Source organism: Streptomyces coelicoflavus, from assembly GCF_003112555.1.
Classification (GTDB): Bacteria; Actinomycetota; Actinomycetes; order Streptomycetales; family Streptomycetaceae; genus Streptomyces; species Streptomyces coelicoflavus.
The window spans coordinates 310117-325543 of sequence record NZ_BEWB01000009.1; the positions used below are offsets into that span (position 1 = coordinate 310117).

A 15427-nucleotide genomic window follows, 5' to 3' on the forward strand; every position below is an offset into this window, starting at 1 on the left:
GTCACTCCGCGGCCAGTTCTTCCGTCCTGGCCAGTACTCCTTCCGCGAGTGCGCGGAACTCCCGGTAGCAGGTCTGCACGTACTTCTGGGTGCTGCCGAGCGCGCCGTCGGCCGCCTTCAGGTCGAACATGGGTTTCCGCGCGTCGTGGGCGAGCGGCATGAGGCTGCGGTAGTTGCGCAACGTGGCGATCCTGTGCCGGTCGTCGCTCAGTTCCTTGGGATCCTCCCCCAGCACAGCGGCCGAGTAGACCCAGGGAATGCGTTCCAACCACCGCTCGTACGCCTTGACCGGCCGGTCGAGACGCATCTCGGGCTGCATGATCACGTACCCGAGCGGGCGCATCCCGGCACGCGGCGCCGAGAAACCCTTCGGCACCTGGGGCAGGACGAGTTGCTGCCAGTTCCTGCGCCACTCGCGCAGCGTGGGGCCGAGGTTGCTGAGCCCTTTCAGGGAGAAGAGGTCCGCGGCGAGCGGCATGAGCACGGTGTCCGCCGCGATCAGCGCGGACCGGTTGATCGCCCCGAGGTTCGGGCCCACGTCGATCAGCACGATGTCCGCGTGGACGGCCTCGGCGGCCTGTTCCATGACGCGGTGGAACGCGGTGGTCGTACGGATCGCCGCAATGTCCCCGGCGAAGGTCTTGAACCACTCGTTGGACAGCTTGTCCTCGAAGCGGCTCAGGTCCAGGCTGCCCGCCAGCAGCCACAGCCCGTCCTGCAGTTCGGCCGGCTCGACGCGGGCGACGTCTCCGGTGCCCTCCAGGATCGGCCGCACCGCGTCGGCGATGGTCTGCCCGCTGCGTACGCGGCCGGTCCCGGGCAGGGCGGACGGAACGGCGCCCTGAGCGATGAGTTCGGACGGGTTCTCCCAGATCTCTTCGATCTCGGTCTCGTCCAGGCACATCGAGGTGAGGTTCGCCTGTGGGTCGAGGTCGACGGCCAGCACGGTGAGCCCGAGCCTTCGGAACATGTGCGCTAGATGGTAGGTCAGGGTTGTCTTCCCCACTCCGCCCTTGTTGTTGAACAGCGCGATCGACGTCCGGCTCATGATGCCCTCCGGAGGGTGACGGCCCACGAGAAGTCGTCGACCTGGAACTCGGCGGGGGGATTTCCGTTGCGTCCGAGCGCCGCCTGGATGCGGCCGATGCCACGCCCGAACCTGTTCACGTAGCCGAGCCCTTTCATCGCGGCCGCGAGGGAGGGGTTGCGGTAGTCGGTCACGCGGTCGAAGTTGTCGTCCCTGACCTGACCGTACGGCCCTCCGGGATTGGTCACCTCGATCCGGTCGTCGAACCAGGCGATGCGCACGGGCGCGTACGAGGTCTCGTAATTGCGGTGCATCAGGGCGTTCATCGTCACTTCCCGCAGCGCCTCCAGCGGGTAGTCGGGCTGAGGGGTCTCACGGAACCCCTCCTCCACCAGTCGGGTACGGATGTTGCTGCGCAGCAGGGGCTCGAGCCGGGACGCGACTCCCACGATGTTCTGGCGCAGTTCCTGGTCGTCGGCGACGGGAGCGTCGAGGTCCACCCCCTGGTACCGGACGAACTGCACGTACGCACCGGGGATGTGGCTGCTCGGGTCGAGCCCGACGATGAGCGTCCCGAGGGTGGTGGGCCGTCCGTCCGGGGTGGTGAGGTGCAGGGAGGAGAGCTGTTGGGGCACCGGCCGTCCGTTCTCCTCGATGGCCTCGGGACCGACCATCGAGGGCAGGTAGGCCGTCCGGAACAGTTCGAGGTCCAGGTCGTCGAGGCTCGCGCGCGGCACGGGCCTCGTGTCGAAGGGCCCGTCTCCGGCCCGCCGGCGCTCGGTGAGGACGCGCTCGTCCTCACGGGTGGCCTTGCGGGTGGTCGGACCGGGCCGGACCCATACGACTCCGTCGAAGCGTACGGGCAGCGCGGCCGATGCCTCCACGTGGATGTGGACCACGGGTTTGCCCCGGTAGACCGCGGCCTGAACGGTGAAGGACGGCCGGTCCAGGATCCTGCCGTCGTCCCGGAGGTCGGTCAGGGCCAGGAGAGCGCGGTCGCTGACGTCCACGTCGTCGACCGGGGTCCCGTCGTCGGCGACGCCGATGAGGATGTCGCCTCCGCCCTTGCCGGAGAGATCGTTGGCCATAGCGCAGACGGCATTGCCGATGGCGTCGCCGCGTTTGCCCTCCCTCTTCGCGGTCCGCTTGAACTCCAGGGTCGCGCTCTCACGGGTTCCGAGGACGTCGGCCAGGTCTGCGTCGTGTGCGTTCACCCCGCATATTCTGCCGCTTCTCCTGGATGGCGGAGCGCTGCGTCGGATCCCTCACGCTTGAACCACCTGCCCGGACGTCCCGCTTGCTCGGCCGGAGGTGGTGACCCGACCTGGCTGTCACACCTCGATGCGCAGCCAGGTGTTGCCGGTGCGGAGCCAGAGGGTGCCGTCGCGGCCCTGGCCGCAGCGTCCGACGACCCGGCCGGGGACGCGCAGTGTGCGGCGGTCGGTCGCCGTCCAGGTGGTGCCGTCGAACGCGGCGCGGGTGAGTTCGACGGTCCGCCGGTTGTGGTCGCGGCGGGTCAGCACGGCCCGGTTGCCGCGCACGGCGAAGCCGTCCGGTTGGTGAACGGGGCTGGGATGGCTGGCCACTTCGCCGGTGGACGGGGTGACGCGGGTCAGGAAGGTACCCGACCGGCTGTGGGTGTACCAGACCAGCCACACCCGGTCGCCCTCGGTCGCGGCGGTGCAGCCTTCCAGTGGGTGGGCGGGCAGCCTGTCCCCCGGAGTCCACGTCGCGCGGCCTTCGGTGTTCCAGCCGGCGAGACCGCCCCCGGACTCGGGGTGACCGCCGTAGATGCCTTCGTCCCCGTAGGCCGTCCAGATCCCTCCGTGACGGTCGGTGATCAGGGCGGGGATGTCGTCGCCGACGCAGAACTCGTTCTCGGGTGTCCCCGAAGGGGAGAACACCACGGCGTTGGGCGCCCAAGGGCCTCCGGTCTCACGGTGAGGCGTACGGCTGTTCACCAGCAGGAAGCGGGAGCCGGGCAACAGGGCGAGGTGGCTCGGCCGGATCCGGACGTTCTCCACCGTGGTACGCCGCTCCCCCCGCGCGGTGACGGTGACCAGTTCGCCCGCGAACGGGACCTTCGGCCGCCATGCGAGCCATCCCTTGCCGTAGCGGCTGCGCTCCAGGTACCGCCGGTGGACGAGCACGACCGCGAGTTCCCCGGCCGGCCCGGCGCTCCACCACAGGGCTCGATGTCCTCGGAAGGTGTCTGCGGCGGGCAGGCTCCACGCCTCGTGCACTGCGCTGTCGGAGTCGTCACTCATCCACTGACGGATCATCAGGACGTGTCACCTCTGGGACTCCGGGGGCCTACGCCGACCGAAGATCCCGACTTTACCGGCCTCGGACGCCTCCCCGTCTGGTTGACCTGAATCCCGGTTGAGGTCCTAGCGTGCGGCGGACGTGATCACCGGCCGACGGCAGGAGAAGACGACGATAATCCTCGTGACGGGTGCCACCGGAAACATCGGAAGCGCTCTGGTGCGGCAGTTGCATGGGTCCGGCGGGTCACCCGTGCGAGGCCTGACCCGTGACGCCGCACGGGCCTCGCTCCCCGACGGAGTCGAAGCCGTCGAGGGTGACCTCGTCCGGCCCGCCTCGCTGAAGCCGGCGCTGGACGGGGTGCGTTCTCTGTTCCTCGTACCGGGCATGGGCGCGGACGCGGAGGTTCTCACGACCGCCCGGCAGGCGGATGTGGAGCACGTGGTGCTCGTGTCCTCCATCACGGTGCGGACCCATCCGCACCTGCCCGGCGCCGCCGGGAACCTGGCCGTCGAGCGGCTGCTCCAGGACAGCGGGATGAGCTGGACGATCCTGCGTCCGACCCAGTTCGCGTCGAACGCCCTGTGGTGGGCGGAGTCGATCCGGGAGCACCGGTCGATCCGGGTGCCCTATGCGGACACCGGGCTCCCCGCCGTCCACCCCGCCGACATCGCGGCGGTGGCCCGGGCCGCGCTGACCGAGCCCGGTCACCACGGGCGGACGTACGCACTGACCGGACCGGAACGCATCACGCCCCGGCAGCAGGCCCGGGCGATCGGGGCGGCCCTGGGGCACGAGGTGTCCGTCGAGGAGATCAGCCGGGAAGAGGCCCACCGGCAGATGGCCCCCTTCCTAGGAGACCGGACCGCGCACGCGGTGCTCGACCTGATGGGCGGGGACGTCAACGACGAACTGCTCACGGTGCACGACTCGGTTCGACAGGTCACCGGCTCCCCCGCCCAGCCTTTCGCGCAGTGGGCTGCGGAGGAAGCCGCCGCGTTCCACTGACGGCCCCGCGGGACGCTTTCCGCGGCACAGCATGGCCACAGCGGCTGTCCTCTCATCACTCCACGTGACCTGAGCTGCCGGCTGTGGGCGAATACGCGCCACCTCACCATGTGATCCGACACCCCCCAGAACCTCCTGAAAGCCACATGGCGACCCCCGGAGTCAGCATGCGCGCCGTGGGGTAGGTACGCCTGTACATGGCCGGACGGCGTGCGGTCGACGTAACAGGGGGTACGGACGATGCGAGTACGAGTCACGGTGGAGGGCGGGGAGTCCGGGGACGCGGACGACCTGCTGAACTGGCTGCGGAAGGACCCCGCCGGGGCGGAGGCCCGGCCTCTCCTCACCGGGGGAAGTCCGGACCAAATGGGAGCCGGGGAGACCATCCAGGCGGCCTTCGACACGGCCCTCGCCACCGGGGGGTTCGTCATCGCGGCCGCGACCTGGCTGGAGGCCCGTCGCGAACGCGGCACGGAACGACGGCGGCTGCGCATCGAGCGCGACGGGAACAGAAAAGTCGTCACCGTCGACGGCGCCGACTCGGAACAGATCGAAGAAGCCCTGCGGGCACTGCTCGACTCCGACGAGAACCCGGAGGGCAGGGGGCAGTGACCCTGCCCGACATGGCCGAGAGCCGGGCGGTCCTGATCGGCAACGCCTCCGGGGTCAAGTACATGCCCGAACTCAAGGACATCCCGGCCGTCGCGCACAACATAAGGGAGTTGCATGCCGTTCTGACCGACGGGACCGTGTGGTCTTTGCCGCCGGACAACTGCGTCACGCTGCTCCAGCCGGAGTCCGGCGAGGCCGTGAAGAGAACACTCAAGAAGGCCTCCGAGGAAGCCTCCGACACACTGCTGGTCTACTACGCCGGTCATGGTCTGCGGGCGGGCTCGGACGACTCGCTCTACCTGACTCTGCCTCACATCGAGGACTCCGACGAGGGCCTGCGCTACAACGATCTGCGCCTCCGTCTCCAGCCACCGGTCCGTAAGGGGCGCCGCACGGTCGTCATCCTGGACTGCTGCTACGCGGACCTGGCGGGCGACGGGCAGATGGGCGGGGACGGGGGCGGTGGGGCGGAGTTCGCGAAGCAGGCGGAGATCGAGGGCATCGGGCTGTTCACGGCCGCCGCGGCCACCCGGAAGGCACTCGCCCCGGCGGGCGAGCGGCACACCGCTTTCACCGGGGAACTACTGAATGTGCTCCGGCTGGGAGACCCCAAGGGTTCCGAGTACCTCGACCTCAACGACGTCTTCCTGGCCGTCTCCCACCGCCTGACCGAGCGCCGAAAGGCGCTGCCGCTGCTACCGGAACCCCGGCTGAGGACCAAGGCCCTCGGCTCCCGGATCGTCCTGGCCCGTAACGGCTCGTACCGTGCGCCCCGGCAACTCCCGAAACCGCCAGCGCCGGCACCCGTGCTCGCGCCTGTCCCGGCTCCGCTCCCGTTCGACGAGATCGTCACCCTGTGCCGGGCGCACAAGCTGCGGGTGCCGTCCGACCCGAACGTGACCCGGAAGATCGTCGGCAAGGTGCTGGACGAGCAGGTTCCGGCGGGGGAGGAACGACTGCTCGCCTTCTACCGCTGGCCGTGGCTCCTCAACAGCTCCCGAGCGATCGCCGTCACCACTTGGGGGGTGCGGCTCCGCGACGGCAACCGCCACCTCGCCGTCCCGTACGAGGACCTCGGCGAGTACTCGGCGGTGAGCGAGACCTACGAGACCGCGGCCTCCCCGGACGGCGCCATCCACACCACCACCCTGACGATGTCCGGCCAGGACCGGACCTACCAGTTCCTCGAGGCCGCGTTCCAGCGGGGGCCGAACGCCGAGACGCTGGCGGCCCTGATGAATCTGCTGAAGGAAATCGTCGCCCCGCACAACGCGCGTTAGCCGCCGCCCGCGTCGGTCGTCAACCTCACCGGTGCGAGGTTGACCGGGTACGGCCTCGCCGACAGGCGCGCGAGCCCGCTCGCGCGGCGGGCGGGTATCGAGCCGGACCTCACCAGCCGTCGTCAACGTCCCGGACACGCGGGCGCGGAGAGGGACCGTTGGATGGCCCGCTGAACCGGTTCGCCTTGAACCGCCGCTCGCCACCTGTCGTTCACCTCCGCAGAGACGTCGTCCGTGAACGACCCGCCTTGTCACAACGGAACAGTGCGCGAAGGGATGCGGCTCTCGCCTCCCCTGGGCGTACGGGACTCTGTACGGCTGTTGTACGAGTACTGAGCCGTGCCCAGGCCATCGCGGCACGCGTTGAACAAGGTCACGGCGGCCGGGTTGGGCGCCGCCGCGGGTGCGGGTGAGCGGGGTGCGGAACGGAAGGGCGTGAGGCGTGAGTACGGTGCGGGAGACGCGGGGCGGTCGGGCGGCGAAGGTGAAGGAGGAGGGCGGGGGTGATCTGCCGGGGGCGTGGGCGGCGTACGGGAGGCTGCTCCAGCATCTGCGCAAGCGGGCCGGGCTGAACCAGCAGCAGCTCGGGGAGGCCATCGACTACTCGCTGGAGCAGGTCGCCTCGGTCGAACAGGGGCGACGGCCGGCGAAGGCGGGGTTCACACGGGCGGCGGACCGGGTGCTGGAGGCGGGCGGGGTTCTAGAGGTGCTCCAGGACGAGGTGGACCGGGCGAAACTCCCGCGCTTCTTCCGCAACTTCGCGGTCATCGAGGCGGAGGTCGTCAGCCGGTTCTCGTACGATCCGCTGCTGGTTCCGGGGCTGTTGCAGACGGAGGGGTACGCGCGGGCAGTGTTCGCGGGGCACTGTCCACCGTTGAGCGAGGAGATCATCGACCAGCACACGGAGGCTCGGTTGAGTCGGCAGAAGTTGCTGACGCGGGTGCCGCTCGCGGAGCTGTCGTTCATCGTGAGTGAGGAGGCGTTGCGGAACCCGGTGGGCGATGAGGAAGTCATGCGCGGGCAGTGGCAACGATTGCTGGAGGTCGGTGCGTTGCGCAACGTCGAGGTTCAGGTCATGCCTGCCGCTCCGGGGTTTCATCCCGGGCTGAACGGGCCGTTCGTGGTGCTGGAGACCAGCGAGCACCATCACCTCGGGTACATCGAGTCCCAAGAGGTCGGGTGCGTCATCCGTGATCCGGCAGAGGTCAGCGCTTTCGGGTTGCGGTATGGCAAGCTGCGATCGCAGGCCCTGAATGGCGTGGAGTCTGCGCGGCTCATCGAACGGCTGGTGGGAGAGACGTGAGCATGGAGCAGGTGACCGAGAACATGGACGGGCTGCGCTGGTTCAAGAGCAGCTACAGCGGGTCGGGCGGCGGCGACTGCGTGGAGGTGGCCGCTGATCTCGACGCCGTGTACGTACGGGACTCCAAGGCCGCGGGCGACGGACCGGTGCTGCGGGTCGGCCGGGGCGAGTGGGCGGCGTTCGTGGCGCTCACGGCGGGATAGCTACGACCAGGACTCCCGAGCGGAACAACGGGCTGGTTCGCGTCTCTCAAGGTGACGCGTACCAGCCCGTTGTCATGCTGTCGACTCAAAAGAGGGCGCCCTCGGCGCCCTCACCGAAATCCGACCCACCTCGCGCGGCCAGCTGCTCCTTGCGCGTCCGAACGGCCTCGGGCGAGGGCGGGGGCAGGTCGGGGTGCTTCTCCCTAGCCTTCTTCTCCGTCATTCCCTTGTGCAGACCGAGGTGCACCTCGTCGGCATACGCCTGGTGGTTCAACTGGCGCAGCCGGTCGATGATTTCAGTCCGGGCCAGTAGGCCGATGGTGTAGCGGGTGCCCTGGTCGGTCTCGTGGAAGCCGTGGTCGAGCGGGAACGTCTCGTGGGTCGGGTTTGCGGGCGGGGTCTGCTCCGAGTCGTCCAGAAGGTCGCCCCAGCCGTACGCCTCGATGGTTGCCCTGTCGATCTCCTCGTGGATACGGCGGAGTTCGGCGATGTCCTCGTCCCGGCACTCGGGGTCGTGCACCAGGTTGTAGATGCCGGTCAGACCCACTCGACGGGCGAGCATTACCTCGCGGCGTCGGTCGTTCAGCCTGGTGCCGGTGGTACGCAGATAGCCGGTGGGAACGGGGCGGGCCAGGGTTTCGAAGACGTCCGTAGGGGTGTAGCGGAGATCCCCTTTCATGGTGGACGAGCGGTCCAGCGCCCACCAGTAGTGCGGGGCGCTGCTGAGCAGGGCGAACAGAGCCGGGTCGGCCGAGGCGATGACAACCAATTGCTCGCTGAAGACCTGTCCCGTCGGGACGATAGCGGGCATGGCCACCTTGCTCACTCGGGCGATGACGATGCACTCGCTCAGAGCGTCGATGGCACCGTAGAGACCGGGGCGGGCGTTCCAGTACTTCCACCACTCGTGCACCATCCGCGGGTACTTGTCCGCGGGCTTCTCCTGACGCCAGGGACGGACCAGTTCATGCAGACGCTGGTAAGCGCGGGGATAGGCCCTCGCATCGTCCTCCCGCATCTCGCGGAAGTTAATGATCCAGCGGCCCGTGCCCTGCGACGGGTGTGTGTTGACGTCTTGGCCCCCTAGGTACGGGAAGAGGACGTCGGCGTACCGGGCGTCCTCCTCAATCCAGAACCGAGCCTCTTCCTTGGGGAGGACGAAGTCGATGCCCATGACGCAGGAGCCCAGGAACGACATCCTTGAGCTCTTCACCAAGGACTCCGCCCAGAATGGTTCACGGCTGGCGGGATTGAGGGATGTGGAGATGCCGTTGGGGGTGGCCAGACCGTCCAGGACGTAGCGGATGCCCGGGGACGGCGGGGTCTTGCTCGTCCATACGGCGCAGTATTCGAGCTGGGCCGAACGCGACGGCCAAGGGCTGCTCTTGACGGCGCGGCGTAGCGTGACACCTGCCGATTCGAGCTGGTCCAGGCCGACTTCACGGGTATGTCCCTGAGCCAGGGTGTTGGTGGCGATGAGGCCCGTCTGACCGTGTGCGTTGAGGAGCTGATGAGCCTTGAGGATGAAATAGGCCACGAGGTCGGTATTGGTGCGTCCCGCGCCTTCAGCCGTGTACGTGACTTGGTATTCACGGTGTGCGGCACCTAGGGCGTTAGATACCTTGGGGCCTCCCAGGAAAGGCGGATTGCCGACGACAGCGTCGAAGCCGCCCCGTGTGGTGAAGACCTCTGGGAAGACAAGCGGCCAGTGCACGGGTCTCCGTTCGGAGACGGCCTCGGGGAGTTCCGCCCCCAGCCACTTCTGGGCCGTATTCCACGCCTCCCGCACAGCCTCGGAGGCGTCCTCGATGCCGTCCTCCATGATCTGCTGGACGATCAGCGCAGCACGAGGAAACAAGTCCCGGACCCGCTCCCCACCGTTCTCCTCGTACCACGGCACCCGCCCTGAGGCACAGGTGGCCAACCCTGCCCCCGCGATCAAATCACCCACCAACCGCAGTCTCCGCGAATGCCGATTGACCTCTTCCAACCGCTCCCGCTTCTCCTGAAGCGCTGGCAGGTCGACGCCCTTGACGGCAGTAATCGCCAATCGCTCCCGTGTCAGTTGGTCCGCCAACTGACGCGCCTGCTCCGCGAGGATATCGGCCTGCTGCTCAGGCTTCATGTGGACGGACTGGATCTGCGCCATGCTGTGCACGCCCAGCAGCGAGTCGCCGCACACCAACCTGTCGTCCAGGAACGTGAAGGGCCGCTCCGGGTCCATCGACACCAGCCACAGCGACAGCTTGGCCATCTCCACGGCCATCGGGTTGATGTCCACGCCGTACAGGCAGTGCTCGATGATCTGGCGGCGGGCCTCGACCACCACCGGGTCCTGTTCGGCGTCGGCCGCCGTCACGGCGTCCACGGCGCGGCCGGCCCGGTAGACCATCGCGTCCGTGCGGCCCTCGTTCTCCCAGGCCTCGATGAGGCGGTCCGCCAGGTAACGGCACGCCGCCACCAAGAACGCCGCCGAGCCCATTGCGATGTCCGCGACCTTCAGGTCCAGGATCTGGTCGGCGGACTTCAGCCGCCACCCCCCCGTGTCCGCCGTCTGGAGCGGGCCCGGCTCATACACCAGGGGCTCCAGCGCGTGCAGGACGACTTCCTCGGCCAGGAAGCGGGGCGTGTAGTGCGTGCCCGTGTTCTTCCTCAGCGAGGACTCGGTGACGTACAGCGCGCCGTTCGGGATGACCGTCGGCAGGCCGCGCAGGTCGTCGCGGAGGATGCCGACGAAGGGGAGCAGGCGCTCCGTGAGTGCCGCGTCCTTCGTCACCGCGTTCAGGCGGCGGCGCGCCTCGGCGGCGTCCTCCGCGCCCAGCGGGGCGAGCTTCTTCTCCAACTGGCCGGCCGTCGCCGGGGGCTTGGGGTCCTTCCACTTCTCGTGGATGGACTTCGCCAGCGTCTTCAGCGAGCCGCCCGCCTTCGCCGCCAGGGACTCCAGCTCCCGCAGCGGGACCTCGTGTTCCAGGCCCTCCGGGCCGATGAAGCCCACCATGTGCTCGGTCGCGCGGCGCCCGTCGTACGACAGCAGGCCCTCGTACACGTAGCCGATCTGCTCGACGTCCAGCGCGCGGAAGCTCAGCGTGCGGACCTCGCGGTCCTTGCCCTTGCCGACGCGGACCTCCTGCACGGCCTGGAGCATGTGCAGGACCGTGCGGTCGTCGATGGGGAGGAGCGGGGTGGTGCGCTCCAGCCACGGGTACTTGTCCGGGTCGAAGATCGAGCCGTCGTAGGCAGGCAGGCGGAAGCCGGAGCCGGGGTGGTCCACTCCCCCGTGCACGGCGTGGAAGAGGGCGATCAGGCGGTGCCAGGCCGACGTCGTGTGCTCGAGGGACGTCTCGCCCTCCTCGTCCGCCCGCGCCTTCAGCTCGTCGCGCAGGAAGCGGGCGGAGTAGGAGCGTGCGTACACCTCGTTGTCGGCCGGCAGCAGGCCTCGCTCCTCCGCGAAGAGGAGGAAGACGACGCGCATCATGACCGCGACCGCGCCGCGGTAGATCTCGCTCGCCGGCACGCCCGACGCGTGCAGCCCTGCCGCACCGTTCTCGACCGCGCGCACGTCCGCGCGCCCGATCGCGTCGACGAGGAGTTCCACGGCCTGCCGGACCTGGACGCCCAGCGCCTCGGTGACGTCCTCGCCCGCCGCCAGGCTGGCCTTGAGCAGGCCGACCAGCGTCTCGGCATCGTCGTACTCGAAGAAGCGACGCCTGCTCAGCAGCGACCCGAACGCGCGGACGACATTGCGTTCCGCCGCCTCGTTCCAGCCGATGGAGTCGAAGACGGCCGTGGTCGTCACGCCGCCGAGCGGGGCCCAGACCAGGCACCACCAGCGGCCGTCGGTGACCAGGCCCAGCGGGACGCCGTGGTGGCGCAACAGGCGGGCCAGGCGGTCGGCCGGGGCGGCAGCCCAGTCGCCGCCACCGCCCGCCCGCGCGGTGGGCGCGGTGCCCGCCGGGACGGTGACGCCCAGCAGCCGTACGCGCTTGGCGGCGGAGTCCACGTCCGGCTCGGCGGCGAGGTCGGCGCCCGGTTCCACCAGCGCGAAGTCGGGACGCACCTCCGTGTTGTGCTCGGCCACGCGCAGGGTGAGGCGGTCCAGGCCGTGGTGTTCGGACTCGCCCTCGCGGAAGGTCAGCGCGTCGTCCCAGCCCAGCAGGCGGCGCAGGACGTACGCCACCCACGCGTCGCGTCCGGCGACCGTGTCAGTCTGCCAGTCGGCGTGGTGGGCGCGCAGGCGGGCCCGTTCGTCCTTCTCCAGGGTGTCGAGCTGGGGCCAGGCGCGCAGCAGGACGGGCATCGTCAGGAACGGTCCTGAGACCTCGGTGAGGTCCAGCCACTCCTGGTGCTGCCGGCGGCCGTCGGCGGCCTGGGCCTTGGCGGCGGCTACTCCACGGCTCATGGGGCGGCGGGGGCTCATCGGCGGGCTTCCTTTGCGGGGACGACGAAGACGACGGCGGCGGGGAAGAGGTGCGAGCGGGGCTCACGGTAGCGGGCGGCGATGGCGGACAGTTCGCGCTCGCGTTCGGCGGGGAGGCCTTCGAGGCGGTGCTGCCAGCGCTGGCGGTCCTCCTCGAACTGGCGGCGCTCGTGGCCGGTCAGTTCGTGGGTGGTGAGGAGGGCGAGCTGTTCGCCTTCTCCGTCGCCCTCCTCCTTGAGCTTCGTGCGCAGGGTGTTCTCGAAGCGGTCGAGGGTGGCCGTGATGCGGCGCTCCTCTTCCGTCCGGCGGTCGGCGAGGCGGCTCTCCAGCTGGCGGCCGAGTTCGGTGGCGCGGGCCTCCAGGGAGCGGTAGAGGGGGTCGCGGAGCTTGGGCCAGGCCTCCGTGAGTTCCTTGCGCAGGTGCGGGGCGGCCTCGGTGCCCTGGGTGAGGGCCTGGGACAGGACCCGGCCCTGCTCCCCCACCGACTCCCAGCGGCGGAAGCGGCCGGTGTCGCCGAACCAACCGCCCGCGTACAGGACTTCCTCGTGCAGGCGGGTGCCGTCCGTGCCGACGAGAACGTAACGGGCGTACGCCGAGACGAGGGTCGTGGTGACGGCCGGGTCGTCGGTGACGACGGCGGTGACGCGGCTCAGGCCGACCGAGTCGGCGTTCCAGACGGCGGCGGTCAGCAGGCGCGTCGAGAGGGCGACGAGCGGGTGCCTGAGGTGGGCGAGGACCACGTCGTCCCTGCCCTGCGCGGCGACCTGCGGGGAGAAGGTGAGCGGGCGCTGCTCGCCCTCGCGGAGCTTGTGGGCGAGACCGCGGGTGGCTCGTTCCCAACTGCCGGAGAGGGGCTGTACGTCGAAGAGGTCGCCCGGTTCGAAGTCCTCCGCGCGGACGGTGGACGGCTGGAGGGGCGGCTGGTGGTCGAGGGCCAGAGCCGTGTCGACGACGCGCTTGACGTTGACCGGCGTCAAGCCGAGCGTGCCGACCGTCTCCTCGTACTGGTCGGCGAGCCGCTTCGTCTGCGCCGTGACGTTCTGCTCGGGGGCTACGTCACCGCCCGTGCGGCGGCCCTTGATGGGCTTCGGCTTGGCGTTCTCGATGTCGACGGGCGCCGTGTCGCCGGTCATGCGGCGCTGTACGGCGTCGGCGAGGACGGCGTTGACGGAGCCGAGGTCGTGCTCCATGCGGGCGACCTTCTTGGCGACGCGGGAGAGGAACTCCAGGTCGGCCTCGTAGGAGCCGGCCTGCGCCTGCTGCCAGCCGGAGCCGATGAAGTGGGTGATCTCGGGGTCCTTCTTCTGGCCCCAGCGGTCGACGCGGCCGATGCGCTGTTCGAGCTTGTTGGGATTGAAGGGGATGTCGTAGTTGATCAGGCGGTGGCAGTGGTTCTGGAGATCGATGCCCTCGCCGGCGGCGTCGGTGGCGAGGAGGATGCGGACCTTGCCCTCGGCGCGGGACGGCTCGGTCTGGAAGCCGAGGCGGATGCGCTCGCGCTCCTCGGCGGAGAGGCCGCCGTGGAGGCGTTCGACGCGGCCGCCGTCGGTGAGTTCTTCCTGCTGGAGGAGGTCGTGGAGCCATTCCTGGGTGTCGCGGTACTCGGTGAAGACGACGACCCGTTCGTTGGTCCACCTCTTGCCGTCGGGGCGGCAGACGGCCTTGAGCTCGGCGAGCAGCGCGTCGGCCTTGGAGTCGGGGGCGGCCTCGTGGGTGAGGGCCCAGCGTTCCATCTCCTGGAGCAGGTCGAGTTCCTGGCCGTCCTCGGCGGGGGTGAGGGAGGTGGAGCGGGTCAGGGCGTCGTCCTCCGCGTCGACCAGGCCGGTGTCGTCGAGGTCGGCGACGAGGTCGGCGAACTCCTCCAGCCACTCGGGGACTTCGGCGGCGGCGGAGCGTCCTCGGGCCGGGCCGCCGGTGTCGTCCAGGTGGGAGAGGTAGACCTGGACGGTGTGGAGGAAGGCGGCCGGAGAGGAGAACAGGCGCTTCTTCAGCAGCAGGGTCACCAGGTCGGCGGCGCGGCGGCCGCCCCGGGCCTTCGGGGTGAGCTTCTTGCGGCGGAGTTCCGCGAACGAGCCGAGCAGTTCGTGGATCGCGCGCTCCTGCGGCGTGTAGTCGACGGAGAGTTCGCGCGTGACGCGGGTGCGGAAGCGGGGCGTGCCGTCGGCGTTGGTGACCGTCGACTTCAGGCGGCGTACGACGGTGTCCTTCAGGGCCTCCTTGTCGGGGTCGACGCCGCGCGCGAAACGCTGGTCGTCGATGAGTTCGAGGAGGGCCGTGTACGACTCGGGGTAGCCGTTGTGCGGGGTGGCGGAGAGGAAGAGGCGGTGCTCGAAGTGCGGGACCAGGCGCCGGATCAGCTTCGTCTGCTGGGAGTCGACGGCGTAGACCTGCTTGGGCGCGGCGGGTGCGACGTGGTGGGCCTCGTCGAGGACGAGGAGGTCGAAGAAGCGCTTGTGTTCGCCGTCGCTGCTCGCCTCGGGGGTGCCGATGACCTCGTCGAGGAGGCGCTGGGCCTTCTGGCCGCGCAGCCAGGGCAGGGAGACGATGGTGAGGGGGTGGACGCGGAAGGGGTTGGCCGCTGTGCCGTGGGTGCGGCGGAGGCGGGCGCAGTGCTCGGAGTCGACGATGGTGAATTCCAGGCCGAACTTCTCGGCCATCTCGTCGCGCCACTTGAGGGTGAGGCCGGCCGGGCAGACGATCATGGTGCGGCGGGCTCGGCCGCGCAGCATGAGTTCCTGGGCGACCAGGCCCGCCTCGATGGTCTTGCCGAGGCCGACGTCGTCGGCGAGGAGGAGGTTGACTCGGGGGGCGCCTACGGCGCGGGACACCGGCTCCAGCTGGTAGGGCTCGACGGCGACGCCGGAGCGGAAGGGGGCCTGGAGGGTCTTCGCGTCGGCGGAGGCCACGGCGGACCAGCGGACGGCATCGAGGAACGCGGCGAGGCGGTTCGGGGAGTCGTACGAGCCCGTGGAGGCGTCGGGGAGGGAGCCGGCGGGCAGGACGCGGCGGCCGGGCTCGACCTCCCAGATGACGGAGAGGGTGTCGCCGAAGCGGCCGTCGGCGACGGACTGGAGGTGGATGAGGGTGGCGGGGCGTCGAACCTCCTCAGCGTCGTCCCCTGCGAGCGGGGAGGGTTCCACGCGGGCGACCACCCACGACTGGCCGCGCACCTCGACGAGGTTGCCTTCCTCGGGGAGCTTCTCGGCCGCCCCCGACCGCTCGGTCTCGCGCTGAGCTGCTGACGTCATGGGCGCTGTTCCCCTCGGTTCTCTCCTGCTGCCGTCCGTAGACAGTGTCCTGTCTCCCCACCGG

General features: G+C 69.8%; 10 protein-coding genes. 5 read left to right on the forward strand and 5 right to left on the reverse strand.

The genetic code is table 11. The features are described 5' to 3' along the window. Window position 1 precedes the first annotated feature (1 nt). The 3 genes from Sco07f_RS23255 to Sco07f_RS23265 all read right to left on the reverse strand — a co-directional run bounded on the left by Sco07f_RS23255 (window position 2) and on the right by Sco07f_RS23265 (window position 3294). Entirely contained in the window at window positions 2-1048 is a 1047-nt protein-coding gene (locus Sco07f_RS23255; RefSeq protein WP_108989068.1) for a ParA family protein, read from the reverse strand. Then, entirely contained in the window at window positions 1045-2241 is a 1197-nt protein-coding gene (locus tag Sco07f_RS23260) for an ATP-binding protein (protein WP_108989069.1), read from the reverse strand. Before Sco07f_RS23260 ends, Sco07f_RS23255 begins: the two co-directional genes overlap by 4 nt. Before the next feature lie 117 nt (window positions 2242-2358). Further along, on the reverse strand, window positions 2359-3294 hold the full coding sequence (locus tag Sco07f_RS23265; RefSeq protein ID WP_244942130.1) for a hypothetical protein: 936 nt from the start codon (window positions 3292-3294) through the stop codon (window positions 2359-2361). Window positions 3295-3466: 172 nt separating this feature from the next. Between Sco07f_RS23265 and Sco07f_RS23270 the strand changes: the two genes are divergently transcribed. From Sco07f_RS23270 to Sco07f_RS23285, 5 genes are all read left to right on the forward strand, one after another. After that, window positions 3467-4300 carry an SDR family oxidoreductase gene (locus tag Sco07f_RS23270; protein WP_108989151.1) on the forward strand — a complete coding sequence of 278 codons (834 nt, stop codon included), beginning with the start codon at window positions 3467-3469 and terminating at the stop codon, window positions 4298-4300. A gap of 240 nt (window positions 4301-4540) precedes the next feature. Continuing rightward, window positions 4541-4912, forward strand: coding sequence for an effector-associated constant component EACC1 (locus tag Sco07f_RS39805; protein WP_159106982.1), 372 nt, complete (start codon window positions 4541-4543; stop codon window positions 4910-4912). An 11-nt stretch (window positions 4913-4923) separates the two neighbouring features. Continuing rightward, the gene (locus tag Sco07f_RS23275; protein WP_159106983.1) at window positions 4924-6192 is read left to right on the forward strand and encodes a caspase, EACC1-associated type; all 1269 of its coding nucleotides are present in this window, start codon (window positions 4924-4926) and stop codon (window positions 6190-6192) included. A gap of 451 nt (window positions 6193-6643) precedes the next feature. Continuing rightward, window positions 6644-7495: a helix-turn-helix domain-containing protein gene (locus tag Sco07f_RS23280; protein ID WP_108989152.1), complete on the forward strand. Its 852-nt coding sequence runs from the start codon at window positions 6644-6646 to the stop codon at window positions 7493-7495. 2 nt (window positions 7496-7497) lie between these two features. Next, window positions 7498-7698 carry a DUF397 domain-containing protein gene (locus Sco07f_RS23285; RefSeq protein WP_108989072.1) on the forward strand — a complete coding sequence of 67 codons (201 nt, stop codon included), beginning with the start codon at window positions 7498-7500 and terminating at the stop codon, window positions 7696-7698. An 85-nt stretch (window positions 7699-7783) separates the two neighbouring features. On the opposite strand, the gene Sco07f_RS23290 is transcribed toward Sco07f_RS23285, so the two are convergent. Then, on the reverse strand, window positions 7784-12115 hold the full coding sequence (locus Sco07f_RS23290) for an Eco57I restriction-modification methylase domain-containing protein (RefSeq protein WP_108989073.1): 4332 nt from the start codon (window positions 12113-12115) through the stop codon (window positions 7784-7786). Further along, window positions 12112-15363, reverse strand: coding sequence for a DISARM system SNF2-like helicase DrmD (gene drmD / locus Sco07f_RS23295; RefSeq protein WP_108989074.1), 3252 nt, complete (start codon window positions 15361-15363; stop codon window positions 12112-12114). Before drmD ends, Sco07f_RS23290 begins: the two co-directional genes overlap by 4 nt. Window positions 15364-15427: the final 64 nt, after the last annotated feature.

Excerpts from the sequence above, each read along its gene's own strand:
- Sco07f_RS23255 (WP_108989068.1), bottom strand. The coding sequence starts at position 1,048 with ATGAGCCGGACGTCGATCGCGCTGTTCAACAACAAGGGCGGAGTGGGG.
- Sco07f_RS23265 (WP_244942130.1), bottom strand. The coding sequence starts at position 3,294 with ATGAGTGACGACTCCGACAGCGCAGTGCACGAGGCGTGGAGCCTGCCC.
- Sco07f_RS39805 (WP_159106982.1), top strand. The coding sequence starts at position 4,541 with ATGCGAGTACGAGTCACGGTGGAGGGCGGGGAGTCCGGGGACGCGGAC.
- Sco07f_RS23275 (WP_159106983.1), top strand. The coding sequence starts at position 4,924 with ATGGCCGAGAGCCGGGCGGTCCTGATCGGCAACGCCTCCGGGGTCAAG.
- Sco07f_RS23285 (WP_108989072.1), top strand. The coding sequence starts at position 7,498 with ATGGAGCAGGTGACCGAGAACATGGACGGGCTGCGCTGGTTCAAGAGC.
- Sco07f_RS23290 (WP_108989073.1), bottom strand. The coding sequence starts at position 12,115 with ATGAGCCCCCGCCGCCCCATGAGCCGTGGAGTAGCCGCCGCCAAGGCC.
- drmD (WP_108989074.1), bottom strand. The coding sequence starts at position 15,363 with ATGACGTCAGCAGCTCAGCGCGAGACCGAGCGGTCGGGGGCGGCCGAG.